The organism is Pseudomonas sp. AC193 (assembly GCF_979258075.1).
On sequence record NZ_OZ409832.1, the window covers coordinates 3,756,190 to 3,782,214 of the forward strand.

The window sequence follows — 26,025 nt, forward strand, 5'->3', positions numbered from 1 at the left end:
TGCATAGGTTACCGGTTTCGAGCGCTCAGGCCGAGTTTCTTTATGCAAACGGCAGCAATCAGTGGTTTTTTTGTTGCCTGATTTGTCTCCAAACGTAATACCTGGCGTCTTAAATGCTCTAATCGGCCATCGCGTCTTACAGAAGAATCGTTTCACTTATGGATATCAAACAGCTCTGGCTCAACGCCCAAGACCTCTGGGGCACCCTCGAACAGCATCCGATCCTGCAAGCCAGCCTCGCGCTGATGCTGCTGTTGGTGATCGCGTTGGTACTCGGACGAGTGGCGCGCTACCTGATCCTGCACGCCAGCCGCATGCTCGGTCGCCAGCCGGCGTTTCACTGGATCAACGATTTACGCCACAACAAAGTGTTTCAGCGCCTGGCGCAGATCACCCCGTCGCTGGTGATCCAGTTCGGCCTGCACCTGGTGCCGGAACTGAGCAAAACCGCGATGAACTTCCTCGGCAACGTCGCGCTGGCGTTCACCATCCTGTTTTTGCTGCTGACCATCAGCGCGCTGCTCAATGCCCTGCTCGACATCTACGCGCGCACCGAACACGCCCGCACGCGCTCGATCAAAGGCTACGTGCAACTGGCGAAAATGGTTCTGTACGTGTTTGGCGGGATCATCATCGTCGCCACCCTGATCGACCGCTCGCCGCTGTTGCTGCTCTCCGGTCTCGGTGCGATGTCGGCGGTGATTCTGTTGGTCTACAAAGACACGCTGCTGTCGTTCGTCGCCAGCGTGCAGCTCACCAGCAACGACATGCTGCGGGTTGGCGACTGGATCGAAATGCCGCAAGTCGGCGCCGATGGCGATGTGGTCGACATCACTTTGCACACGGTCAAGGTGCAGAATTTCGACAAGACCATAGTGTCGATCCCGACCTGGCGCTTGATGTCCGAGTCGTTCAAGAACTGGCGTGGCATGCAGCAATCCGGCGGACGGCGGATCAAACGCAGCCTGTTCATCGACGCCAGCGGCGTGCGTTTCATCCGCGATGACGAGGAAGAAAAGCTCTCGCAGGTGCATTTGCTCACCGATTACATGAGCCGCAAGAAAGCCGAGCTCAAGGCGTGGAATGAGGCTCAGGGCAATGTCGCGGCGATGTCGGCAAACCGCCGCCGGATGACCAATATCGGCACGTTCCGCGCGTATGCGTTGGCGTATCTGAAGAGTCATCCGGAGATTCAACCGAACATGACCTGCATGGTGCGGCAGATGCAGACTACGGCGCAGGGCATTCCGCTGGAGATCTACTGCTTCACCCGCACCACGGCGTGGGCGGATTACGAGCGGATTCAGGGGGATATTTTTGATTATCTGCTGGCGGTGTTGCCGGAGTTTGGGTTGAGTCTGTATCAGCAGCCGAGTGGCGGGGATTTGCGCTCTGGCCTGCTGCCAGCGGTGCTCGGCTCGGCAAGCATCCCCGAGCCACAAAAACACCTTATGTAACGCACAGACCAAAACTGTGGGAGCGGGCTTGCTCGCGAAGGCGTCAGATCAGTCGACATAATCGTTGAATGACACACCGCTTTCGCGAGCAAGCCCGCTCCCACAGGGGACAGTTTTCAATCAGGGTTATGCGGTGGCTGGTGATTTGTGGATGCCCAGGCGGCTGATCCACACGGCAGCAAGGATGACGCTACCCCCCAGGAACAACCGCCCCAGCTCCTCATGCTGATTCCAGATCAGCAGATTCAGCAGCAACCCCACCGGCACATGCAGGTTGTTCATCACCGCCAACGTGCCGCCATTGACCATACACGCACCCTTGTTCCACCAGTACATGCCCAGCGCGGTCGAGACGAGTCCCAGAAACAGCAACACCCCCCACTGCAGCGGCGCTTCCGGGAGAAAATTCGCTTTACCGAACAACAAGAACGCTGGCAGCACCACCGCCAGTGCGCCGACGTAGAAGAAACCGAAACGTCGGTAATGCGGCAAATCACTCGGGTGCTTGGCCACTAGATGTTTGTACATCACCTGCCCGGCGGCGTAGGTAAAGTTGGCCAGTTGCAGCAGTAGGAAGCCCATGAAGAAGTCCGGGCTGATGCTGTCGAAACGAATCACCGCCGCCCCACTCACCGCCACCAGTGCAGCGATCAGCGCCCACGGGTTGAAGCGGCGGTTCAGCGCGTCTTCGATCAACGTCACGTGCAACGGCGTGAGGATGGTGAACAGCAACACTTCCGGCACCGTCAGCACGCGGAAGCTCAGGTACAGACAGACGTAGGTCACGCCGAACTGCAACGCACCGATCATCAGCATGCCGCGCATGAACGACGGTTCGACCGAGCGCCAGCGGGTCAGCGGGATGAACACCAGCCCGGCTAGCACCACGCGCATTAGCACGGCGAAGTAACTGTCGACATGACCGGCCAGATACTCGCCAATCAGACTGAAGGAAAACGCCTGGATCAGCGTGACAAAAAGTAGATAGCCCATGCTCGCCTCGGTTTTGAATGGCGGCGACGATAGCGGTTTTTGCGCAAGACCGCGAACCCTCAAACAATACAAATCCCCTGTGGGAGCGGGCTTGCTCGCGAAGGCGTAGAGTCAGACAGCAAATGTTTGACTGATACACCGCTTTCGCGAGCAAGCCCGCTCCCACAGTGAGGTTTGCGTCAATGGCAAATCCCGGGCAAAAAAAAGCCCGATCTCGCATATGCGTTCAATCGGGCTACAGCACTCAGGAGCAACAAGTGCAAAGGGAGGTTCGATGCGCGTGGAACCTTGAAGGGGTTGCGCCAGGTCACTAGACCATCCAGAGATTATCTGGCGATTAACCTGTCAAGCGACCTGGGACAGTTTGGCGTTGGCCTGATTCAAGCCCTTCTCCTGGAAGTCGCCGCCAAGGTTCATGCCTTCGGCGTGGATAAAGGTCACGTCGTTGATACCGATGAAACCCATGACCTGACGCAGGTACGGTTCCTGATGATCCGCCGGGCCGCCGGCGTAGATGCCGCCGCGAGCGGTCAGCACGTAAGCACGCTTGCCGCTGAGCAGGCCTTGCGGGCCGGTTTCGGTGTACTTGAAAGTCACGCCGGCACGCAGCACGTGGTCGAGCCAGGCCTTGAGGGTGCTCGGGATGGCGAAGTTGTACATCGGCGCAGCCATCACCAGCACGTCAGCGGCGAGCAGTTCATCAGTCAATTCATTGGAGCGATCCAGCGACGATTGTTCGCTGGCGTTGCGCTGTTCGGCAGGTTTCATCCAGCCACCCAACAGGTTGGCGTCCAGATGCGGTACCGGGTTCACGGCGAGGTCACGCACGGTGATCTGATCGGCAGGGTGTGCAGCTTTCCACTGACTGATGAAGGTCTGGGTCAGTTGACGGGACACCGAGTCTTGCTGGCGGGCGCTGCTTTCAATGATCAGAACGCGGGACATGTTGTGTAGCCTCCATCCGAGAATGTTGTAAGTCGATGGAGTGAAGGTTAAACAGAGTTGAATCGATGAAAAAGCGCAAATAATTGCTGCAAAGTATCGAATAATTCGTTTAGATGCTGACACCTACCCTGTAGGAGTGAGCCTGCTCGCGATGGCGTAGTGTCAGGCACCATTAATTTATCTGGCACACCGCTATCGCGAGCAGGCTCACTCCTACAAGGGATTCGGGTTATTTCGGGACGCAGGTCAGTTTGATGCGCAACTTGATGATCGAGCGGGTGAACTTGGCCGTGGCGTTTTTATGTTTGCCGGCCGGGACATCGATGCTGCGGGTGCGCGGCGCCTCGGGGCCGTTGCTGAAGACGGCCTTGCACGTCGCATCGACATCGCCGTAGTTGGCGACCCGAATGGAGCCGATGTCGTTGTCGGTGTCGTAGGTTTCGTAGTCGATCTTCAAACCGTTGAGATCCTTTTCCACGTCGATCGGGTACGCGAACGCCGTCAGCGGCAGCAGCGCCAGCAACACACAACAGAATTTTTTCATTCGGCAGTCTCCATGAGGGATCGCCAGCTTAGGACAAGAGGAGCTATTGATGAAAGCGCCCCGCGTGACCCTGGATCAATGGCGAACATTGCAGGCCGTGGTCGACCATGGCGGATTTGCCCAGGCCGCCGAGGCCCTGCACCGCTCGCAATCGTCGGTGAGCTACACCGTCGCGCGCATGCAGGATCAGCTCGGCGTGCCGCTGTTGCGCATCGATGGGCGTAAAGCCGTGCTCACCGAAGCCGGCGGCGTGTTGCTGCGCCGTTCGCGGCAACTGGTGAAACAGGCCAGCCAACTCGAAGACCTCGCCCATCACATGGAACAAGGCTGGGAAGCGGAAGTGCGGCTGGTGGTCGACGCCGCTTACCCGAGTGCGCGCATCGTCCGCGCACTGACCGCGTTCATGCCGCAGAGCCGTGGCTGCCGCGTGCGTCTACGTGAAGAAGTGTTGTCGGGTGTGGAAGAAGTACTGCTTGAAGGCGTAGCCGATCTGGCCATCACCGGCCTGAGCATTCCCGGTCACCTCGGGGCGGAATTGAGCGACGTTGAGTTCATCGCCGTCGCCCACCCCGATCACCCGCTGCATCGGCTCAATCGCGAACTGAGTTTTCAGGATCTCGAAACGCAGATGCAAGTGGTGATCCGCGACTCCGGCCGCCAGCAACCCCGCGACGTCGGCTGGCTCGGCGCCGAACAACGCTGGACGGTCGGCAGCCTTGCCACGGCGGCGACATTTGTCAGCAGCGGACTGGGTTTTGCCTGGTTGCCTCGACACATGATTGAACGAGAACTCAAGGATGGCTCGCTCAAGCTGCTACCGTTGGACAGGGGCGGCACCCGCAACTCCAGCTTCTATCTGTATTCGAACAAAGACAAACCCCTGGGCCCGGCGACGCAAATCCTCATCGAACTGCTGCGCACCTTCGATACGTTGCCTTTGGATGCGCCGTACGCCGCCCCTGAACAAGCCTGACACGGAGTCCACCGATGGCGTATTTCGAGCACGAAGGTTGCAACCTGCACTACGAGGAATATGGCCACGGTACGCCGTTGCTGCTGGTTCACGGGCTCGGTTCGAGCACGCTGGACTGGGAAATGCAGATCCCGGCTCTCGCCGCGCACTACCGGGTGATCGTTCCGGATGTTCGCGGCCACGGCCGCTCGGACAAACCCCGTGAGCGCTACAGCATCGCCGGTTTCAGCGCAGACCTGCTTGCGCTGATCGAACATTTGAACCTCGGCCCGGTGCATTACGCCGGGCTGTCCATGGGCGGCATGATCGGTTTTCAGTTCGCCGTCGATCACCCGCAATTGCTTAAAAGCCTGACCATCGTCAACAGCGCGCCCGAGGTCAAACTGCGCAGCCGTGATGACTACTGGCAGTGGTTCAAACGCTGGAGCCTGATGCGCGTGCTCAGCCTCGCGACCATCGGCAAAGCCCTCGGCGGCAAACTTTTTCCCGAGCCGGAACAGGCCGATCTGCGGCAGAAAATGGCCGAACGCTGGGCAAAAAACGACAAACGTGCTTATCTCGCCAGCTTCGATGCGATTGTCGGTTGGGGCGTTCAGGAACGACTTTCCCGCGTGACCTGTCCAACCCTCATCGTCAGCGCCGACCGCGACTACACACCCGTCGCGCTGAAAGAAACCTATGTAAAACTGCTGCCCGATGCGCGGCTGGTGGTGATCGACGATTCGCGCCACGCCACCCCGCTCGACCAACCGCAACGCTTCAATCAAACGCTGCTGGAGTTTCTCGCCACAGCCGACCTTCAATCTCAGGATCACTGACCCATGCTGAAAAAACTCGCCCTCGCCGCCGGTACCGTTCTGTTTGCCGCCAACCTGATGGCAGCAACGCCAGCCAAGGCGCCACACGTGCTGCTGGACACCACCAACGGCCAGATCGAAATCGAGCTGGATCCGGTCAAGGCGCCGATCAGTACCAAGAACTTCCTTGAGTACGTCGACAGCGGCTTCTACACCAACACCATTTTCCACCGCGTGATCCCCGGCTTCATGGCTCAGGGCGGCGGTTTCACCCAACAAATGCAACAGAAAGACACCAAGGCACCGATCAAGAACGAAGCCAGCAATGGCCTGCACAACGTTCGCGGCACGTTGTCGATGGCGCGCACTTCCAACCCGGATTCGGCCACCAGCCAGTTCTTCATCAACGTGGCTGACAACGCCTTCCTCGACCCGGGCCGTGACGCCGGTTACGCGGTATTCGCCAAAGTGGTCAAGGGCATGGACGTGGTCGACATCATCGTCAACTCGCAGACCACCACCAAAAGCGGCATGCAAAACGTGCCTGTCGACCCTGTGATCATCAAGTCGGCCAAGCGCATCGACTGAGTACTGCAGGGCATATCGAGCGGCGCCGGGCTGATCCCGCGCCGCTCACACTGATAAAAGGAGAGCCCGCATTCCGGGCGGTTATCTGATGCTCTATCGCCGTTTCGAACAACTGATCGACATATTCCGCGACGCCCCCACGGCGTCCCCTCCAGACCGTGTCTGGCCCTTCTATGTTTACTACCTCAAACAGGTCTGGCCGAGTTTCGCCGCCCTGCTCGTCGTTGGCCTCTTCGCCGCGTTGATCGAAGTGGCGCTGTTCAGTTACCTGAGCCGCATCATCGACCTGGCCCAAGGCACGCCGAACCCGAATTTCTTCAGCGACCACGCCCTCGAACTGACGTGGATGGTGGTCGTTGCCCTTGTGTTGCGGCCGATCTTTTTCGGCCTGCACGACCTGCTGGTGCATCAGACGCTGAGCCCCGGCATGACCAGCATGATCCGCTGGCAGAACCACAGCTATGTGCTCAAGCAGAGCCTGAATTTCTTCCAGAACGACTTCGCCGGGCGCATCGCCCAACGCATCATGCAGACCGGTAACTCGCTGCGTGATTCTGCGGTGCAAGCGGTGGATGCGCTGTGGCACGTGGTGATTTACGCGATCAGTTCGCTGGTGCTGTTTGCCGAAGCCGACTGGCGTTTGATGATCCCGTTGCTGCTGTGGATTGCCGCCTACATCGGCGCGCTCTACTACTTTGTGCCACGGGTGAAACAACGCTCGGTGGAAGCCTCCGACGCGCGCTCGAAACTGATGGGGCGCATCGTCGACGGCTACACCAACATCGCCACGCTGAAGCTGTTCGCCCACACCAATTTCGAACAGCACTACGCCAAGGAAGCCATCGAAGAACAGACCGTCAAAGCGCAACTGGCTGGTCGTGTGGTCACCAGCATGGACGTGGCGATCACCACCATGAACGGCTTGCTGATCGTCGGCACTACCGCGTTGGCCCTGTGGTTGTGGACGCAATCGTTGATCACCGTCGGCGCGATTGCTTTGGCGACCGGTCTGGTGATTCGCATCGTCAACATGTCCGGCTGGATCATGTGGGTGGTCACCGGGATTTTCGAAAACATCGGCATGGTGCAGGACGGTCTGCAGACCATCGCACAACCGGTCAGCGTCACCGATCGCGAAGACGCCAAACCGCTGCAAGTAGCCCGTGGCGAAGTGCGTTTCGAGCACGTCGATTTTCACTACGGCAAGAAGCGCGGGATCATCGGCGACCTCAACCTGAACATCAAACCCGGCGAGAAAATCGGTTTGATCGGGCCGTCCGGCGCTGGCAAATCGACCTTGGTCAACCTGCTGCTGCGCCTGTACGACGTCGAGGGCGGGCGCATTTTGATCGACGGGCAGAACATCGCCGACGTCGGTCAGGAAAGCCTGCGTGCGCGCATCGGCATGATCACCCAGGACACCTCGCTGCTGCACCGCTCAATCCGCGACAACTTGTTGTACGGCAAACCGGACGCGACCGATGCCGAGTTGTGGGACGCGGTGCACAAGGCGCGTGCCGATGAGTTTATTCCGCTGCTGTCGGACGCCGAGGGCCGTACCGGTTTCGATGCGCACGTCGGCGAGCGTGGGGTGAAGTTGTCCGGTGGTCAGCGTCAGCGCATTGCGATTGCGCGGGTGCTGCTCAAGGACGCGCCGATCCTGATCATGGACGAAGCGACCTCGGCGCTGGACTCGGAAGTGGAAGCGGCGATTCAGGAAAGTCTTGAAACCTTGATGCAGGGCAAAACCGTGATTGCGATCGCGCACCGGCTCTCGACGATTGCGCGGATGGATCGGCTGGTGGTGCTGGAGAACGGCAAGATTGCCGAGAGCGGTACTCACGCGGAATTGCTCGCACATCGCGGTTTGTATTCGCGGCTGTGGGCGCACCAGACCGGTGGGTTCGTCGGTATCGATTGATGCACTGAATGATCGTTCCCACGCTCCGCGTGGGAACGCAGCCCGTGACGCTCCGCGTCACTGGACGCGGAGCGTCCCTTGAGGCATTCCCACGCAGAGCGTGGGAACAATCACTGTAGGAGCTGCCGCAGGCTGCGATCTTTGCTTTTTGCCCTGCTGGAAATCCGTAAAAACCCTGCTGTACTCAGCCAAGGCTTCGGAACGGAGCCTGTCGTAAGTCTGCACGGAAGCACAACTCGATACAGTCTCGATAGCCGAGCTATCAAGGACTCTCTCATGTCTCTGTTCAAACGTTCAGTTACTGAGTTGCTGGGTACGTTCTGGTTGGTGTTAGGTGGTTGCGGCAGTGCGGTGATCGCCGCGTCTTCGCCGTTGGGCATCGGCGTGCTGGGGGTGGCCCTGGCGTTTGGTCTGACGGTGCTGACCATGGCGTTCGCCATCGGCCACATCAGCGGATGTCATCTCAACCCGGCCGTGTCGGTCGGTCTGGTCGTCGGCGGTCGATTCCCCGCCAAAGAGTTGCCTGCTTACATCATTGCCCAAGTGCTCGGCGCGATTCTCGCGGCGGCGCTGATCGCTCATATCGCCAGCGGCAAGGAAGGTTTCGATATTGCCTCCGGCCTCGCGTCCAACGGTTATGGCGAGCATTCTCCCGGCAAGTATTCGATGGCGGCAGGGTTTGTCACTGAGCTGGTGATGACCGCGATGTTCGTGATCATCATCCTCGGCGCGACCGACAGACGCGCGCCACCGGGGCTGGCACCGATTGCGATTGGTCTGGGTCTGACGCTGATCCACCTGATCTCGATTCCGGTCACCAACACCTCGGTCAACCCGGCGCGCAGTACCGGGCCAGCGCTGATGGTGGGCGGCTGGGCGATTGCGCAGTTGTGGATGTTCTGGGTCGCGCCGCTGATAGGCGCGGTGGTGGGCGGCGGGATCTACCGCTGGCTCGGCAAAGAAGAAACCTGAGCCCAACACAATTCCCGTGTAGGAGCTGCCGAAGGCTGCGATCTTTTGATCTTGGTTTTTAAAAGGCCAGATCAAAAGATCGCAGCCTTCGGCAGCTCCTGCATGGGTTCTAGGTTTGGCGGTAGGGCAAGGCTGTTCGGGCTTCTTCGGCGTAGGCGAGGACGCCGGCGCGCTCTTGCTCGAGGAAGTCTTTGACCGCCGCTTTCAGCCCCGGATGACGCAAGTAATGCCAAGAATGCGTGATCACCGGCTCAAACCCGCGAATCAATTTGTGCTCCCCCTGAGCACCCGCATCAAACCGCTGAAAACCCTGTGCAATCGCGTAATCCATGCCCTGATAGAAACACGTCTCAAAATGCAGCCGATCAAACTCGGCCAGGCAGCCCCAATAACGTCCGTAGAAACTGTCGCCACCGACCAGACTGAAGGCCATCGCCACCGGCCGTGAGCCCTGTTTTGCCAACACCACACGAATCGCTTCGGGCATGCGCTCGGCGAGCAAACTGAAAAACTCCCGCGTCAGATAAGGCGCTTGGCGGCGCACCGCATAGGTATTGGCGTAGCAGGCATAGACGAAATCCCACTGCGCCTCATCCAGCTCACGCCCCTCCAGCCATTCAAACTCAAAACCCTGCCCCGCCACTTGCTCGCGCTCTTTGCGCATCTGCTTGCGCTTGCGCGAGGCGAGCACGTCGAGGAAGTCTTGAAAGTCGCGATAACCCCGATTTTGCCAGTGATACTGACAGCCGATGCGCTGCAGCCAACCGGGTTGCTCGGCCATCGCTGCATCGGTAAACGGGTCAGTGAAGTTGATGTGTGCGCTGGAAAGCTCTTCGATTTCCAGATAACCCGGCAGGCTTTTCAGCAGTTCGAAACCGTCCTCTACTTTCGCCGCCAACAAGCGCGGGCCACTGACCGGGCTGAACGGCACGGCGATCAACAGTTTGGGGTAATAGTCGATGCCGGCGCGGGCGCAAGCGTCGGCCCAGCCATGATCGAACACGTACTCGCCGTAGGAATGCCACTTGCGATAACTGGGCAGCGCGGCGATCAGTCGATCATCTTCGACGTGCAGCAAATGCTCCGGCAGCCAACCGGTGTGCGGGCCAACGCTGCCGCTGTCTTCCAGCGCACTGAGAAAGGCATGCCGCAGAAACGGCTGATTCTCGGGCACCAGCGCATCCCAACTCGCCGGGGCGATTTCTGACAGGTTTTGCAGGCGTTGCAACGGCATCAACGGGCTCTCCACATCGGGGCTTCAAAGCCCGGCGAGTATCGCTTATCGACGTGCTTTGCACACGCTCCTTCGGCCGACACCGCTCTAAATCAATCGTTCCGGCCAAACACCCATCGTCATCATCCTGCCATCACTGTGCCACTGCACTGTCATAAACCATCGCGATACTGGCGCCTGTTTTTAGAGCGTCGGGTTATAGCCCGGCCACTGTTTTCCGACCTTCAACCGTCGGTTGTGTCCAGGATGGTTCAGCCATCCCCTTTCATCTTCGGAGATTGCTATGCGTCTTGCTTCCACGAAAACTGCGGCGGCCCTGTGTGGCGGCCTGTTGTTGGCCATGAGTGTTCCGGCCAGCGCCGCAGTCGACGCCAAACTGCTCGACATGCTTAAAGCCAACGGCTCGATTTCCCAGGCGCAGTACATCGAACTGCAAACCGAACTGGCCAAGGATCAGAAGGCTCAGCAAATCGCGCAGCAGGCGCAGCAAGAGACCAACCAACAGGTGGCGGCTGTCGCGAAGAAAAACGACGAACAAAGCCTTTTCGATCAGAAACTGGCATGGGCCGCCAAGACCCAGTTCAAGGGTGACGTGCGCTTCCGTCAGGAAAACGTGCACAACGACGGCGTGCCGAACAGCAAAGACCAGGATCGTCAGCGCATTCGTGCCCGTCTGGGTGCCTACAGCGAGATCAACCCGCAAGTCGACACCGGCATCCGTATCGCCACCGGCAGCAGCGATGACGCGCGTTCGACCAACCAGGATCTGAACAACTACTTCGACAAGAAGCAGATCTGGCTCGACCTGGGCTACGTCGACTACCACCCTGATGCGGTGAAAAACCTGCACCTGATCGCCGGTAAAATGGCTCAGCCGTGGGTGAGCATGGGCGACATCATCTGGGACAGCGATATCAACCCGGAAGGTCTGGCAGTCACTTACAAGTATCCGTTGGACGGTGGCGCCGAGTTGTTCGGTAGCGCCGGCCACTACACCCTCAAAGACAACGTTGACGGCGAAGGCGTGCAGTTCAAGCACGACTTGCGTCTGTACACCGGCCAGTTGGGTGCGCGCTTCGCCATCACCGATAGCGTGAAAATGACCGTCGGCGGCAGCATTTATTCTTACGACAACGACAAGGACAGCGCCTGCCCGACTACCGGCACCGCTACCGCGCCATGCGCCCTGGCCGTTAACGGCAACAGCCCGAACGAGACCTTCAAACTGTACGAAGGCTTCGGTCAGATCGACTTCAGCAACCTGCCGGTTCCATTGGCGATCTACGGTCAGTACGTCAACAACCAAGACGCCAGCACCGATCAGGACACTGGCTGGCTGGCCGGTGTGAAGTCCAAGCTGTACGGCTTCAACGTCGACTACAACTATCGCGACGTGCAGCGTAATGCCGTGGTCGGCGCCTTCACCGACTCCGACTTCGCTAACGGTTACACCGGCTCGCGCGGCAGCAAGTTGAAAGTGAGTTACGAACTGGACAAGAACTTCACCCTGGGCGCCACGTATTTCATGGCTAACTCGGACTACACCAACGCCAGCATCAGAAAGACCGACTCCGACATCGACACCCTGCAACTGGATGCCGAAGCCAAGTTCTAACCGCGTCAATTTAGCCCGGTGCGGGCGGGACGATCCCCATCATCCGTTCGTTTCACCCGCGCTGCGCTACTCCCTTGTAGGAGCTGCCGAAGGCTGCGATCTTTTGATCTTGTTTATCAAGGTCAAAAGATCGCAGCCTTCGGCAGCTCCTACAGGTCTTTGCGGCGTTGTTCGGCGAGGCGTTCGGCCAAGGTATCAACGCCTTCCTCCGGCTTTTCCGGCATCGCTTTCAACGTGGCCTGCATCAAGCGCATCTGCCGAATAAAGCGGCGGCAATTGGGGCAGAACATCAGGTGATGACGCACCATCAGTTTCTCGCGGAAGCTCAACTGGCCATCGAGATAATCGCTGGAGCGCGCCACTTGTTCTTTACAGGTCAGCATTCCCCGGTCTCCTCAAAATGCTCCACCGTGGCGAAGACTTTCAGCCGCGCACGATGCAGCAGCACACGGACATTGGAGAGCGAGATCTCCAGAAGATTACAGATCTCTTCCAGCTCCAGCCCCTGCCGTTCGCGCAGCAGCAAAACACTGCTTTGCAGCTCCGACAGACTGAGCAACGTGTGCTCGAGACAGTCGCGCAATTCACCTTCGGTGAGCAGCGCTTCGGGGGTGTCCTGGTGCCAGGCGAACGGGGCGATCAGCCAATGGCCGTCACCGGGGGAAAAGCGGTCGTCGTCGATGCTGCCGTGGGGTGACGGCAAATCATCCATCAGCACTTCGCGGCGATTTTGCTTGTAGCGGCTTTTGGCGGAGTTGGCGGTGATGGTCAGCAGCCAGGTTTTCAGGCTGGAACGACCTTCGAAGGTGCCGATATGGCGAACCACGGAAAGCCAGGCGTCCTGCACCACTTCTTCGACGTGACGCTGACCGACGATGGCATAGGCCACGGCGCGCATCGCGCTTTGATAGGTGCTGACGAGTTCCTTGAAAGCCTTCTGCTCACCGGCCAGCAGGCGTTCGAGCAGTTGAGTGTCGTCCGGTGCGGCCATTGGCGCCTCTTGTTCGTAGGATCAAAAGCAAAAGATCGCAGCCTGCGGCAGCTCCTACAAGGATCAGTGTAGGAGCTGCCGCAGGCGGCGATCTTTAAGGCGCGATCAACGTTTACGCAGGATCACGCTGCCGATTGAGTAACCGGCACCGAACGAGCTCAGCACGGCCAGCGAACCGGCGGCGAGATCGTCCTGATATTTGTGGAACGCGATGACCGAACCCGCCGAGCTGGTGTTGGCGTAGGTGTCGAGAATCACCGGGGCTTCTTCTTCAGTGGCTTCGCGACCGAGCAACTTGCGCACGATCAGGTGGTTCATGCTCAGGTTGGCCTGGTGCAGCCAGAAGCGCTTCACGTCGCCAACGTTGAGCTGGTTCTCTTGCAGGTGTTCACCGATCAACTCGGCAACCATCGGGCAGACATCCTTGAACACCTTGCGGCCTTCCTGCACGAACAGCTTGTCGCGGGCACCGACGCCCTCTTCTGCTGCGCGGTTGAGGAAGCCGAAATTGTTGCGGATGTTGTTGGAGAACTTGGTCAGCAGTTTGGTGCTGACCACGTCGAACTGGTGCTTGGAGGTGGCGGTGTCCGCACGTTCGATGATCACCGCAGTCGCGGCGTCGCCGAAGATGAAGTGGCTGTCGCGGTCACGGAAGTTCAGGTGACCGGTGCAGACTTCCGGGTTGACCATCAGGATCGCCCGGGCCTGGCCCAGTTGCACGCTGTTGGCGGCGGCCTGAATGCCGAAGGTCGCCGAGGAGCAAGCGACGTTCATGTCGAAACCGAAGCCTTGAATGCCCAGCGCTTCCTGGACTTCGATGGCGATGGCCGGGTAGGCGCGTTGCAGGTTGGAGCAGGCGACGATCACGCCGTCGATGTCAGCGGCGGTTTTGCCGGCGCGTTGCAGGGCCTCTTCGGCTGCGCCGATGGCCATCTGGCAGAGCACCGACCATTCGTCGTTGGAACGCTCCGGCAGACGCGGGGCCATGCGCTGCGGGTCAAGGATGCCGTCCTTGTCCATGACAAAGCGGCTTTTGATGCCCGAGGCTTTTTCGATGAAGGCTGCGCTGGACTCGGTCAGGGCCTGGACTTCGCCGCTGGCGATCGCGTCGGCGTTGTCGGCGTTGAACTGCGCGACGTAAGTATTGAAAGACTGCACCAGCTCTTCGTTGGAGATGCTGTTGGCCGGGGTGTACAGGCCGGTGCCGCTGATGACGACGTTATGCATGGTCGTTTCTCTAATCTGTTCAGGCAGAAAGTGCTGGAACCGTCGTACCAACACACAAAGGGTCTATTCCCATCCGGGGGACGCAAACCTGGCATCGTTTTATTCCGCCACGCGACACGGCCGAAGGCTCTGGGTCGCGAAACCGGCGTTTATGGTCGCGAAGTTTGCCATAAACGCAGGGATTTGGCCCCTTTCTCAAGCACAACCCAAATCTCAATGTGGGAGCGGGCTTGCTCGCGAAGGCAGTGTGTCAGTCAGCAGATTCTTGTTTGACACACCGCTTTCGCGAGCAAGCCCGCTCCCACAAGGGGGATTGTGTATGGCTGCAGATCAGGGTTCGACCTGGCTCCACTGTTTGCTCAGGCGTTTGTCGGAGATCGGGGTTTTCGTGCCCAACTGCTGGGCGAACAGGGAAACCCGGTATTCCTCCAGCCACCAGCGGTACAACTCAAGCTGCGGATCGCGTTTGCCTTCCTGTGCATGCTTGGCGGCGCGAGCCTGATATTGCGCCCAGAGACCGGCCAGTTCGCCGCTCCAGACGCGATCCTTCTGCACTTGCGCGCCAAGTTTCTCGAAACGCTGCTCTACCGCTTTCAAGTAACGCGGGATTTCTTTCAGCCACTGCATCGGCGTCTCGCGCACGAACCCCGGATACACCAGGTTACTAATCTGCTGCTTGATGTCATTCAGCGCCACGGCCTGAGCCAGGTCGATCTTGCCCTTGAAGCGTTTCTGCAAACCGTGCCACAGCTTGAGAATCTCCAGGGTCAACCGCGCCACACGTTCAGCGTGCTCCGTCCAACCGCCGCGCTTGCGCTCAGCCAGTGCTGCCAGACCGGCGCCGTCACGCGGCAACGGGTCTTCGCCTTCAAGAATGCAGCTGTCGAGGCTAGCCAGCAGAATGTCTTCGACCAGCGCATCGACCCGGCCCAAATCGCGATAGAGCAAGCCCAACTCAGTCTGCCCCGGCAACTTGCTGCGCAGAAACTTCGCCGGCTCGGCCAGTTGCTGCATCAACAAACGCTGCAACGCACGACGATGCTGGAACTCGGCTTCGGCCGGCGTCGAGAAACGCCCTTCCTTGACCGTACCGCCCTCTTCGACCAGCGCCGGATACACCGTCATCGACAACCCGGCGATCTTCTGTTGGGTCTTTCTGCAACCGGCGCGAAGACTTTCGCCTCCACCGGTTGCTGACTTTTCGCACTCTGCGGCACCGCCAATGCAGCCTGACTGGCTTCGGCAAACCGCGCGGTCAACTCGGCCAGATCACGTCCTTCACCAAGGAATTTGCCTTGGCCGTCGACGATTTCCAGGTTCATCCGCAGATGCCCTTCGACGCCTTGCTCAGCCTCCGCCCACGCTTCATCGCTGACCCGCGCGCCGGTCATGCGCAACAGTTCACGACCCAGCGCTTGCGGCAACGAACCCTCGGCGAAGGTCATGCGTTGCAACGCCGCTTTGATGAAGTCCGGCACTGGCACGAAGTTCTTGCGCAAGGCTTTCGGCAGGTTACGCACGAGGGCGATGCACTTGGCCTCGATCAGCCCCGGCACCAGCCACTCCAGACGCTCCGGCGGCAGCATCGGCAACAGCGGCGCCGGCACCCGCAAGGTCACGCCGTCGCGCGGGTGATTGGGTTCGAAGTGATAGGTCAGCGCCAGTTCCAGATCGCCGATGTGCAGCGTGTCCGGGTAATGCAGCGCGGTGACTTCACTGGCCTCACGGGCCAGCACGTCTTCTTCGCGCATGATCAACAGCTGCGGATCTTTCTGGCTGTTGACGCGATACCAACTGTCGAAGGTCGCGGTCTGATGAATCTCCGCTGGCAGCCGCGCGTCGTAGAAGGCGTAGAGGGTTTCTTCGTCAGCAAGGATGTCGCGGCGACGGGCCTTCGCTTCGAGTTCGTCGAGTTGTTCCAGCAGTTGTTTGTTCGCGGTCAGGCACTTGGCTTTCGACTGAATCTCGCCGCGCACCAGACCTTCACGGATAAACAGCTCACGGGAAACCACTGGATCCACCGGGCCGTAATGCACAGGGCGACGACCAACCACGATCAACCCGAACAGGGTGATCTGCTCGAACGCGACGACCTGGCCGCGCTTCTTCTCCCAGTGCGGTTCGAAGTGGTTTTTCTTGATCAAGTGCCCGGCCAGCGGCTCGATCCAGTCGGCGTCGATCTTGGCAACCATGCGTGCGTAGAGCTTGGTGGTTTCCACCAGTTCGGCGGTCATCAGCCATTGCGGGCGCTTCTTGCCGATGCCCGACGAGGGGTGAATCCAGAAGCGCCGCTGACGCGCGCCGAGGTAATCGCCGTCCTCGGTTTTCTGACCGATCTGGCTGAGCAAACCGACCAGCACGGCTTTGTGCAGCTTCGGATAATCCGCCGGCTCTTTATTCAGGCTTAACTGCATGTCGCGGCAGATCAAACTCAACTGGCGATGGGAATCGCGCCACTCGCGCAGACGCAGGTAGTTGAGGAAATTCTTCCGGCACCAGTTGCGCAGCGGACTCGCGGTCAGGGCCTGGCGCTGTTCTTCGAAGCCACGCCAAAGATTCACCAATCCGGCGAAATCCGAGTCGATGTCTTTCCACTGCGCGTGAGCTTGATCCGCCGCTTGCTGACGCTCCGGCGGACGCTCGCGCGGATCCTGAATCGACATGGCACTAGCGACGATCAGCACTTCCTGCAAGCTGCCCAGTTTCGCCGCTTCGAGCAGCATGCGGCCCATGCGCGGGTCGACCGGCAGACGCGCCAATTGCCGACCCAACGGCGTTAGCTGGCTGTTTCGATCCACCGCCGAGAGTTCTTGCAGCAGGTTGAAACCGTCGCTGATCGCCTTGCCATCCGGCGGCTCGATAAACGGGAACGCGGTGATCTCGCCGAGGCGCAGATGCAGCATCTGCAAAATGACTGCGGCGAGGTTGGTGCGCAGAATTTCCGGATCGGTAAATTCCGGGCGGCCGATAAAATCTTCTTCGCTGTACAACCGAATGCAGATGCCCGGCTCGACCCGGCCGCAACGGCCCTTACGCTGGTTGGCGCTGGCCTGGGAAATCGCCTCGATCGGCAGACGCTGCACCTTGGCGCGGTAGCTGTAACGGCTGATGCGCGCGGTGCCGCTGTCGATCACGTAACGAATGCCCGGCACGGTCAGCGACGTCTCGGCGACGTTGGTCGCGAGCACCACGCGACGGCCCGGGTGCGACTGAAAAATCCGCTGCTGCTCGGCCGGCGACAGGCGCGCGTACAGCGGCAGGATTTCAGTGTGTTTGAGTTGGGCTTTACGCAGCATGTCGGCAGCGTCACGAATCTCGCGCTCGCCTGGCAAGAACACCAGCACATCGCCGGGACTGCGGCGTTCACTGCGTTCGTAAGCGGCGATTTCGTCGAGGGTGGCAAGGATCGCCTGATCCACCGTCAGGTCATCCTCGACACGGTTGCCCTCTTCGTCCTGCTCGAGCGTCAGCGGGCGATACCAGGTATCGACCGGGAAGGTACGGCCGGAGACTTCAACAATCGGCGCATCGTCGAAATGCTTGGAAAAACGCTCCAGATCGATGGTCGCCGAGGTGATGATGACTTTCAGATCCGGACGACGCGGCAGCAGGGTTTTCAGGTAACCAAGCAGGAAGTCGATGTTGAGGCTGCGTTCGTGGGCTTCGTCGACGATGATCGTGTCGTAGCGCTCGAGGTAACGATCATTCTGGGTTTCCGCGAGCAGGATGCCGTCGGTCATCAGCTTGATCAGGGTGTTGGCATCGCTCTGATCTTCGAAACGCACCTGATAGCCGACCAGCGACCCGAGCGGCGTGCCGAGCTCTTCGGCAACCCGACTGGCCACACTGCGTGCTGCAATCCGGCGCGGCTGGGTGTGGCCGATCAAGCCGTGCTGACCGCGACCGATCTCCAGACAGATTTTCGGTAATTGCGTGGTTTTACCCGAACCGGTTTCACCGGCGATGATCAAGACCTGGTGCTTTTCCAGCGCTTTCTTGATCTCGTCGCGCTTGGCGGCGATCGGCAAACTGTCGTCGTAACGAATCACCGGCAGGCTGGCCTTGCGCGCCAGCACCTGATCACAGGACGCCTGCATGCGCGTCACCCACTGGGCCAGTTTGGCCTCATCAGGTTTCTTGCGCAGCTCAAGCAACTGCCGCCGCAGCCGGTGACGGTCGGCGAGCATGGCGTGGTCGAGGTTTTTCAGCAGTTTGTCGATGGAGGGCGATTCGTCGGTCATCGGGTACGCAATTCGGTCGTCTATTTGTGCAGGGGGCCGATTGTCGCAGATTTGGCGGATTTGTGGCGTGTCAGGGGGGATTGCTGCCCTCACCCTAGCCCTCTCCCGGAAGGAGAGGGAACAGATTGGGGGATGCAGAAGATGTTCAGCGACCTGAAAATGCTTTACCGAATCCATAATCGCCAAAATTTTTCAGGTCGATGTTTGACCCAAAACAACTCGGTCGGCCCCCTCTCCCTTTGGGAGAGGGTTGGGGTGAGGGGTTTTTGAAGGAGTTATTCGTTATCGAGGCCTTTGCGGCGGTACGGGAAGACGTCGATGATTTTGCCGGCGCGAATCGCCTCCTGCAGGCTCTTCCAGTAATCCGCGTTATACAACTCGCCATGCAACTGATCGAACAACTTGCGTTGCCCCGAATCAGCGAACAAAAACGGCGGAAATTCTTCCGGAAACACATCCAGCGGCCCGATCGAATACCACGGTTCAGAGGCCATTTCGTCCTCCGGCGTGCGCGGCGCAGGAATGTGACGGAAGTTGGCTTCGGTCAGGAAACAGATCTCGTCATAGTCATAAAACACCACGCGCCCATGACGAGTAACGCCAAAGTTCTTCAGCAGCATGTCGCCGGGAAAGATGTTCGCCGCCGCCAGTTGTTTGATCGCCAGCCCGTAATCCTCCAGCGCCTCACGCACTTGCGCGTCATTGGCGTTCTCCAGATAGAGGTTAAGCGGGGTCATTCGCCGCTCGGTCCAGCAGTGGCGGATCAGCACGGTGTCGCCTTCAACCGATACCGTCGACGCTGCCACTTCGAGCAATTCCTCAAGACACGCCGGATCAAACTTGGTCAGCGGGAAGCGAAAATCGGCGAATTCCTGGGTATCGGCCATACGCCCTACCCGGTCGACGCTTTTCACCAGTCGGTACTTCTCGATCACCGTCGCGCGGTCGACGTTTTTCGAGGGCGAAAAGCGGTCTTTGATGATTTTGAAAACAGTGTTGAAGCCCGGCAGGGTGAACACGCTCATGACCATGCCGCGCACGCCGGGAGCCATGATGAATTGATCGTCGGTGTTGGCCAGGTGATTGATCAGCGCGCGATAGAACTCGGATTTGCCGTGCTTGTAGAAACCGATCGAGGTGTACAGCTCGGCGATGTGTTTGCCCGGCAGAATGCGCCGCAGGAAGCCGATGAACTCCGCCGGCACCGGCACATCGACCATGAAGTACGAGCGGGTGAAGGAGAAGATAATCGACACGTCGGCTTCGTCAGTGATCAACGCATCGATCTGAATCCCGCGCCCTTCGCGGTGCAGCAGCGGAATCACCAGCGGCCATTGTTCGTCGCGGGTGTAGGTGCGCCCGACCAGGTACGCACCTTTGTTGCGGTACAGCACCGAGGAAAACAGCTCGACGCTAAGCTCCGGATCCTTGCACACCCAGTCCGGCAGATTCTCACGCAGTTGCGCTTCGAGGCGCTGCAGGTCACCCGGTAAATCGGCGTAGTCTTCGCTGAAACGGTAATCGGCAAAAATGCTCGCGAGCATCCCCGATAACTGCCCTTGCGGTTTATAGGTACGGGTTTGCGCGGCGCGAGCACGGCGCAGGCTCGGGCGCGTGGTGTGAATGAACATGCAGCCATCGCTGATCAGGTCATGGCTGAACAGCCCGCAGAAAATCGAGTTGTACCAGGTCTCGGACAGTTCATCGTCGAAGCGCAGGTCGATAACGCTGATGTAGGCGCTTTTCACCAGCGGCCAGCAACTGACGTTCATCAGCGTGTCGTCGTCGAAATGCTCGCGCAGGCGGGCGATGGTTTCGCCGACTTTTTCTTCGTAGAGGTTGATCCGCGCCGCCGACGCCGTTTGCGTCTCCTGCCAGCGCGCCTGCTCGAAACGCTCGCGCGCGCCGTCAGTGATCCGCCGGAAATGCTCGCGGTAATCGTCAAAGCCATCGAGGATCATGCGGGCGATGTCGGTGGCTGGCCATTGCTGCGGCATAAATGAGACCTCGGCGTACGTTTGGAAATCTGTGCCTGAGCTTAGCCACGGTTGCGGGCACAGGTGAAGTGCAATTTCGGCCAAATGCCGTTCCGGTTGTTACCGCGTACGGTTTTCTGTGTGTAAGCGGCGGCTGCGGGAAATTAAATGTCCGATTAGCGGTTGCCATGATCCGGGGCCTCGGCAACACTCTCGTCCCGATCAAGGAAGGAGCCCCGCCGTGAGCCCTGTCGATATTTTCCGTATGTTGTCGCTGGCAGCCATCTGGGGCGCGAGCTTCCTGTTCATGCGCGTGATTGCGCCCGTGATCGGAACCATTCCGACCGCGTTTTTTCGCGTATCGATCGCTGCCGTCGGTCTGCTGGTGATCCTCGGTTTGATGCGCATCAGCTGGGATTTCAAAGGCAAACTGAAAACCGTGATGCTGCTCGGCGTGATCAACTCGGGGATTCCGGCGACGCTGTATTCGGTTGCCGCGCAAGTGCTGCCGGCCGGTTACTCGGCGATTTTCAACGCCACCACGCCGTTGATGGGCGTGTTGATTGGCGGATTGTTCTTCAGTGAAAGATTGACCGTCGCCAAGTTGAGCGGCGTCTTCCTCGGACTGTTCGGGGTTGGCGTGCTGACGCGCGCAGGGCCGGTGGCATTCGATCTGGAATTGTTGATGGGCGCCGTCGCCTGCCTGCTCGCGACCACCTGTTATGGCTTTGCCGGGTTTCTTGCGCGGCGCTGGCTGGATCAGGCCGGCGGACTGGACAGTCGGTTATCGGCACTGGGCAGTATGCTCGGCGCGACATTGTTCCTGCTGCCGCTGTTCGGCTACAGCGTGGCAACCCAGCCACCCGTGAGTTGGGGCGGCTGGCATGTCTGGCTGTCGCTGCTCGGTCTTGGCCTGGGCTGCACGGCGTTCGCGTACATCATTTATTTCCGCCTGCTCAGCTCGATCGGCCCGGTGAAATCGATGACCGTGACCTTCATGATTCCGCCGTTTGGCGTGTTGTGGGGGGCGTTGCTGCTGGATGAGCCGCTGTCGATGGCGCACATTTATGGCGGCGTGCTGATTGCGGCGGCGTTGTGGCTGGTGTTGAAGCCTGCGGTGGTTAAGCCGGCGGAGGTACCGGCCCGGTAGATTTGTGCTGGTGCAGAAAAGGCTATCGCGAGCAGGCTCACTCCTACAATTGGAATGCATCCCCCTGTAGGAGTGAGCCTGCTCGCGATTGGCGGCCGAACAGCCGCCACCTGACTCTCAGTTACCCCGTTTTACGAAACACAAACGCCAACCCAACAATGATCAGCAGCATCCCCAGCACACTCAACGCCGCCAGCCGATTACCGAAAATCAGGTAATCCATCACCGCCGTCACCGCCGGCACCAGATAAAACAGGCTGGTGACGTTCACCAGATTGCCCTGCGCAATCAGCCGATACAGCAACAGCGTCGCCAGCACCGACACCACCAGCCCCATCCACAACACCGGCAGGAAAAACCCTGCGCTGTGTTCAAAATGAAACGGCTGGAACGGCACAAAAATCCCGCACAGCAACAGCCCGGCGAGGTACTGCACCGGTAGCGTGCCAAGGGGATTATCGGTGATGCGCTTCTGCATGATCGAACCGAGCGTCATGCTCACGAGCGCCAGCAGCCCGAAGAGCATTCCCGCCCAAGACATGCCGGCCAGACCGATACCCTGATAAACCACCATGATCAACCCGGCCAGCCCCAGCGCCAGGCCGAACAAGCGGCTCGCTGAGCGCTGCCGTTCCATCAGCACCACGGTGAGGATCGGTTGCACGCCCATGATCGTGGCCATCACGCCGGGTGTGACTTTGGTGTTCAGGGCCAGCAGATAGAAAATCTGATAAGCCCCCAATAACACCACGCCCGTGGCAATCGCATACAGCATCGGCTTGCCGCCCTTGGGCAACTTCAACTTGAGCAACGGCGCCAGCAGTACCAGCCCGCACAAGGCAATCGCAAAACGTATCAGCAGAAAGGCAAAGGGTGACGCATGCGCCAGCCCCCATTTGGAGAAGATCGCCCCGCTGCTCCACAGCAGAACGAACAGGCTCGTGGACGCCGCCGCGAGCGCGGTTTTTTTCGAAAGGACAAACATGAATACCACCTGTAGTCAGGCAAATAGCCAACTCAGCCGAGGCTGAAATTCAGTAGGTTTTTTCAGGCGGGCACGGGGGGCAGCAAAAACGCTGATCAGCCCGAAACGCCAACGCCCGGCGGTGATACGACTGCGCACACCGGCGTGCTACTGACAGGTGGAGGGTAATGACTGATCTGCCTTGGCTGCTGATTCCCGCACGGCACGACGCCAGCGCTGACCGCTGAATCGACTACCGCGTTGATGAGGGATGCAGGCATTGGGGCTGATCTTTTTGAATGGATACGTAAGTCGGTTGGCTCACGTGGGGCTGAATATAACCAGCGTATGACATGGATTGCAATGACTTGGGCGAATGGCCGCTAGCGACAGATGAGAGGGAGGCGCATAGGCTGGTTTGCAATGGCGGCACCCATCCATGGAGGACAAGGAATGCACGGAATCACATGCCAAGGGAAAGGACATCTTTGCGATATCAGTTGTATCGATCACAAGCCAGAAAGCAGGCCGCTATCGTCACCGCCCGGTTACAGCTTCAACCGGCGCAAAATGAATCGACTCTCATAGATTTATCAAAAGTTCGTTTCGAACCGATCAATCGGCAAGCAGTGGAAGCGTCACGACTTTGGAAAGATCAGCACTTCGCGTGGTGTGAAGTCGTTGAATGGAAAGCCCGGGAACCCTTGTCTCTCGACATAGCGATCTGGCACGAAGAGCAGCTTTGCGGACTGTGCTTTGCAAATCCAAACGCCAGCAGGAAAAGAATACGAATTGTGCGTCTGGAAGGACGCCCAAGAGAAAAACATCCGTTGAAAAACCGTATCGGTGCATTGGCGTTGATCGCAATCGAACAATATGCCCAATTCCTTGGAAGCAATATTCTCGAAATCCAGGAGCCTTTGAAGGGTGCGGTTTCACATTATCAAAAACTCGGCTTTGACTTCGATTCTCAGGGCCGCCTTGTAAAAAACCTAGAGAACCGAGTATCGTGAAAACTGTTCAAATAACGATCAATAGTGGTGGAAACATGAGCAAATCCGAGAAAAAGGCTCCCACTAGAAAGGGATCTCTTCCCCGCAGCAGAAAATCTGGAGAGGTGCTTCTGACTGCAAGCCAAAACCGGCTTCTGAAATTACTGGAAACCGGTACTGACACAGAAGAGCCGAGTGTACTCGCAGCAGGTCGCCTGTAAGTTTCCCAATAAAAAACCGCTCCCAAAGAGCGGTTTTTTCATTTCAATATCCAGCCTCAACCAAACAACCAATACCCCAACAACGTCAACACCACTACCGCCAATACCGGTCGTGCCACGCGGTAGGCCTTGGGATTACGGCGCTTCCACTGTTTCACAACGCCGCTGAATTTGTCGCTGAAGTTCTTGCTCCACGCGTAAGCCTGGTTGATCCCGCCCACGCGTTCATCATCGAGGTTCTGCGGCGCAGTCGCGCGGCCGAGCCAGGCGCTGATCGAACGGTTGATGCGAGTCATGAAGCGGTTTTTCAGCGGACGTTCGACATCGCAGAACAGAATGACGCGGGTTTGCTCGGTTTCGTTTTTAACCCAGTGCACGTAGGTCTCATCGAACATCACGTCTTCACCGTCGCGCCAGGCGTAAACCTGACCGTCGACGAAGATCCGGCAATCGTCAGAGTTAGGCGTCGACAAGCCGAGGTGATAACGCAGAGAGCCGGCAAACGGATCGCGGTGCGGGTTGAGGTGGCTGCCGCCCGGCAACAACGCAAACATCGCGCCTTTTACATTCGGAATCGCACTGACCAGCGCCACGGTTTTCGGGCACAGGGTTTCGGCTGAAGGCAGCGGTTTGTCGTACCACTTGAGGTAGAAACGCTTCCAGCCTTTCTTGAAGAATGAACCGAAACCGGCATCGTTGTTCTTCTCGGCGGCGCGAATATAGCCCTCGTCGAAAAGGTGCATCGCTTCGTCGCGAATGGTTTCCCAGTTGTCGCGCAACACGTCCAGCTCTGGAAACTTGCTGCGATCCAGATACGGCTTCGACGGCACGCCAGAGAACATGTACATCAAGGCGTTGTACGGAGCGAACAGCGCCGAATGGTTGACGAACTGACGCAGTACCGGCAAACGCGCCTTGCCGCGCAAATGCACATAGAGCGTGCTGCCGAGAAACAGCAACAGCACAAACGCCTTGGCGGCAAACGAAACGGTCATCCACAACTCCTTGATAAAAAACGACGCTGCGATGCCATTTACCCGGCATGGCAGCCGGCCATGATAAACACTACCGGCGTCGGGAAAAACCCGTGCATTCCAAGATTCAGTGTTAAGCAATGCGCAATAAAGCGCTTATTAACATAACGATCCTGAACCTTGGCTGACCTGAATCAATCCAGATTACTGCTGATTCTCCTGCTCGGTGAACAGGTCGCTGAATAACATGCTCGACAGATAACGTTCGCCTGAGTCCGGCAGAATCACGACGATGGTCTTGCCCTGCATTTCCGGGGTCTCCGCCAGACGCACGGCAACCGCCATCGCTGCACCGCAGGAGATCCCGCACAAGATCCCTTCTTCCTGCATCAAACGCAGGGCCATGGCTTTCGACTCTTCGTCAGTCACCAACTCAACCCGGTCTACCATCGAAAGATCGAGGTTTTTCGGCACAAAACCTGCGCCGATACCCTGAATCTTGTGCGGGCTCGGCTTGATCTCTTCACCGGCCAGCGCTTGCGTGATCACCGGTGAGGACACTGGCTCCACGGCCACGGAGAGAATCGGTTTGCCCTGGGTATTCTTGATATACCGCGAAACACCGGTGATGGTTCCGCCGGTTCCGACGCCGGCCACCAATACGTCGACAGCGCCATCGGTGTCGTTCCAGATTTCCGGGCCGGTGGTTTTTTCATGAATGGCCGGGTTGGCCGGGTTATCGAACTGCGCTGGCATGAAATATTTGTCGGCATCACTGGCCACGATTTCAGCGGCTTTTTCGATCGCGCCTTTCATGCCCTTGGCCGGTTCGGTCAACACCAGTTCAGCGCCCAGTGCTTTGAGCACCTTACGGCGCTCGATGCTCATCGAGGCCGGCATGGTCAGCATCAATTTGTAACCGCGAGCGGCGGCGACGAAGGCCAGGCCGATGCCAGTGTTGCCCGAGGTCGGCTCGACGATGGTCATGCCGGGCTTGAGTTTGCCGCTGCTTTCGGCGTCCCAGATCATGTTGGCACCGATCCGGCATTTCACCGAATAACCGGGGTTGCGCCCCTCGATCTTGGCCAGAATGGTCACGCCACGCGGCGCAATACGGTTGATCTGCACCAGCGGCGTGTTGCCGATGGAATGGGCATTGTCAGCAAAAATACGGCTCATGGCTGGGTCCTTATGCAGCATTGAATTCAGCGCTCCAAGGTATGCCTGTTGCCCATCACAGTCCAGTCGAG

At 58.8% G+C, this 26,025-nt stretch carries 20 protein-coding genes and 1 pseudogene; 9 read left to right on the top strand and 12 right to left on the bottom strand.

Annotated elements, in window-relative coordinates; translation table 11 throughout:
- Positions 1 to 158 precede the first annotated feature (158 nt).
- Entirely contained in the window at positions 159 to 1,457 is a 1,299-nt protein-coding gene (locus ACZZ0D_RS16890; protein WP_053118172.1) for a mechanosensitive ion channel family protein, read from the top strand.
- Between the two features lie 126 nt (positions 1,458 to 1,583).
- On the opposite strand, the gene ACZZ0D_RS16895 is transcribed toward ACZZ0D_RS16890, so the two are convergent.
- From ACZZ0D_RS16895 to ACZZ0D_RS16905, 3 genes are all read right to left on the bottom strand, one after another.
- Complete coding sequence (locus ACZZ0D_RS16895) at positions 1,584 to 2,450, bottom strand: carboxylate/amino acid/amine transporter (protein ID WP_463553830.1); 867 nt, start codon at positions 2,448 to 2,450, stop codon at positions 1,584 to 1,586.
- 345 nt (positions 2,451 to 2,795) lie between these two features.
- Positions 2,796 to 3,395, bottom strand: coding sequence for an FMN-dependent NADH-azoreductase (locus tag ACZZ0D_RS16900; protein ID WP_053118168.1), 600 nt, complete (start codon positions 3,393 to 3,395; stop codon positions 2,796 to 2,798).
- A 229-nt stretch (positions 3,396 to 3,624) separates the two neighbouring features.
- Positions 3,625 to 3,939: a hypothetical protein gene (locus tag ACZZ0D_RS16905; protein WP_053118166.1), complete on the bottom strand. Its 315-nt coding sequence runs from the start codon at positions 3,937 to 3,939 to the stop codon at positions 3,625 to 3,627.
- 49 nt (positions 3,940 to 3,988) lie between these two features.
- On the opposite strand from ACZZ0D_RS16905, the gene ACZZ0D_RS16910 reads away from it, so the two are divergent.
- The 5 genes from ACZZ0D_RS16910 to aqpZ all read left to right on the top strand — a co-directional run bounded on the left by ACZZ0D_RS16910 (position 3,989) and on the right by aqpZ (position 9,190).
- Positions 3,989 to 4,912, top strand: a complete 924-nt coding sequence (locus tag ACZZ0D_RS16910; RefSeq protein ID WP_008086429.1) for a LysR family transcriptional regulator — start codon at positions 3,989 to 3,991, stop codon at positions 4,910 to 4,912.
- A 14-nt stretch (positions 4,913 to 4,926) separates the two neighbouring features.
- Complete coding sequence (locus ACZZ0D_RS16915) at positions 4,927 to 5,730, top strand: alpha/beta fold hydrolase (RefSeq protein WP_463553831.1); 804 nt, start codon at positions 4,927 to 4,929, stop codon at positions 5,728 to 5,730.
- A 3-nt stretch (positions 5,731 to 5,733) separates the two neighbouring features.
- On the top strand, positions 5,734 to 6,297 hold the full coding sequence (locus tag ACZZ0D_RS16920) for a peptidylprolyl isomerase (protein WP_053118162.1): 564 nt from the start codon (positions 5,734 to 5,736) through the stop codon (positions 6,295 to 6,297).
- An 88-nt stretch (positions 6,298 to 6,385) separates the two neighbouring features.
- Complete coding sequence (locus tag ACZZ0D_RS16925) at positions 6,386 to 8,218, top strand: ABC transporter ATP-binding protein (protein WP_053118159.1); 1,833 nt, start codon at positions 6,386 to 6,388, stop codon at positions 8,216 to 8,218.
- 276 nt (positions 8,219 to 8,494) lie between these two features.
- A complete protein-coding gene (gene aqpZ / locus ACZZ0D_RS16930; protein ID WP_463553832.1) occupies positions 8,495 to 9,190 on the top strand; it encodes an aquaporin Z in 696 nt (231 codons plus the stop codon).
- Positions 9,191 to 9,299: 109 nt separating this feature from the next.
- On the opposite strand, the gene ACZZ0D_RS16935 is transcribed toward aqpZ, so the two are convergent.
- Positions 9,300 to 10,424, bottom strand: a complete 1,125-nt coding sequence (locus tag ACZZ0D_RS16935; RefSeq protein ID WP_463553833.1) for a GNAT family N-acetyltransferase — start codon at positions 10,422 to 10,424, stop codon at positions 9,300 to 9,302.
- Between the two features lie 283 nt (positions 10,425 to 10,707).
- Between ACZZ0D_RS16935 and ACZZ0D_RS16940 the strand changes: the two genes are divergently transcribed.
- Positions 10,708 to 12,039 carry a putative porin gene (locus ACZZ0D_RS16940; protein WP_212545176.1) on the top strand — a complete coding sequence of 444 codons (1,332 nt, stop codon included), beginning with the start codon at positions 10,708 to 10,710 and terminating at the stop codon, positions 12,037 to 12,039.
- Positions 12,040 to 12,188: 149 nt separating this feature from the next.
- Here the strand turns inward: ACZZ0D_RS16940 and ACZZ0D_RS16945 are convergent, their stop codons facing one another.
- From ACZZ0D_RS16945 to aceK, 5 genes and pseudogenes are all read right to left on the bottom strand, one after another.
- Positions 12,189 to 12,422: an anti-sigma factor family protein gene (locus tag ACZZ0D_RS16945; protein ID WP_463553834.1), complete on the bottom strand. Its 234-nt coding sequence runs from the start codon at positions 12,420 to 12,422 to the stop codon at positions 12,189 to 12,191.
- Positions 12,416 to 13,030 (bottom strand): RNA polymerase sigma factor, encoded by a 615-nt coding sequence (locus ACZZ0D_RS16950; protein ID WP_463553835.1) that lies wholly within the window; start codon positions 13,028 to 13,030, stop codon positions 12,416 to 12,418. The genes ACZZ0D_RS16945 and ACZZ0D_RS16950 overlap by 7 nt, the downstream gene beginning before the upstream one ends.
- Before the next feature lie 105 nt (positions 13,031 to 13,135).
- Entirely contained in the window at positions 13,136 to 14,257 is a 1,122-nt protein-coding gene (locus ACZZ0D_RS16955; RefSeq protein WP_463553836.1) for a beta-ketoacyl-ACP synthase III, read from the bottom strand.
- Positions 14,258 to 14,587: 330 nt separating this feature from the next.
- Positions 14,588 to 18,498: pseudogene (gene hrpA / locus ACZZ0D_RS16960) on the bottom strand (ATP-dependent RNA helicase HrpA).
- A gap of 275 nt (positions 18,499 to 18,773) precedes the next feature.
- Positions 18,774 to 20,495: a bifunctional isocitrate dehydrogenase kinase/phosphatase gene (gene aceK / locus ACZZ0D_RS16965; protein ID WP_463553837.1), complete on the bottom strand. Its 1,722-nt coding sequence runs from the start codon at positions 20,493 to 20,495 to the stop codon at positions 18,774 to 18,776.
- A 220-nt stretch (positions 20,496 to 20,715) separates the two neighbouring features.
- On the opposite strand from aceK, the gene ACZZ0D_RS16970 reads away from it, so the two are divergent.
- Positions 20,716 to 21,624: a DMT family transporter gene (locus ACZZ0D_RS16970; protein WP_282357582.1), complete on the top strand. Its 909-nt coding sequence runs from the start codon at positions 20,716 to 20,718 to the stop codon at positions 21,622 to 21,624.
- Positions 21,625 to 21,745: 121 nt separating this feature from the next.
- Here ACZZ0D_RS16970 and ACZZ0D_RS16975 read toward each other — a convergent pair whose 3' ends face one another.
- Entirely contained in the window at positions 21,746 to 22,609 is an 864-nt protein-coding gene (locus ACZZ0D_RS16975; RefSeq protein WP_463553838.1) for a DMT family transporter, read from the bottom strand.
- A gap of 467 nt (positions 22,610 to 23,076) precedes the next feature.
- On the opposite strand from ACZZ0D_RS16975, the gene ACZZ0D_RS16980 reads away from it, so the two are divergent.
- A complete protein-coding gene (locus ACZZ0D_RS16980) occupies positions 23,077 to 23,601 on the top strand; it encodes a hypothetical protein (protein WP_463553839.1) in 525 nt (174 codons plus the stop codon).
- A gap of 256 nt (positions 23,602 to 23,857) precedes the next feature.
- On the opposite strand, the gene ACZZ0D_RS16985 is transcribed toward ACZZ0D_RS16980, so the two are convergent.
- The gene (locus tag ACZZ0D_RS16985; protein WP_212545186.1) at positions 23,858 to 24,796 is read right to left on the bottom strand and encodes an aspartyl/asparaginyl beta-hydroxylase domain-containing protein; all 939 of its coding nucleotides are present in this window, start codon (positions 24,794 to 24,796) and stop codon (positions 23,858 to 23,860) included.
- Between the two features lie 183 nt (positions 24,797 to 24,979).
- Positions 24,980 to 25,954 (bottom strand): cysteine synthase A, encoded by a 975-nt coding sequence (gene cysK / locus ACZZ0D_RS16990; RefSeq protein WP_159814663.1) that lies wholly within the window; start codon positions 25,952 to 25,954, stop codon positions 24,980 to 24,982.
- Between the last annotated feature and the right edge of the window lie 71 nt (positions 25,955 to 26,025).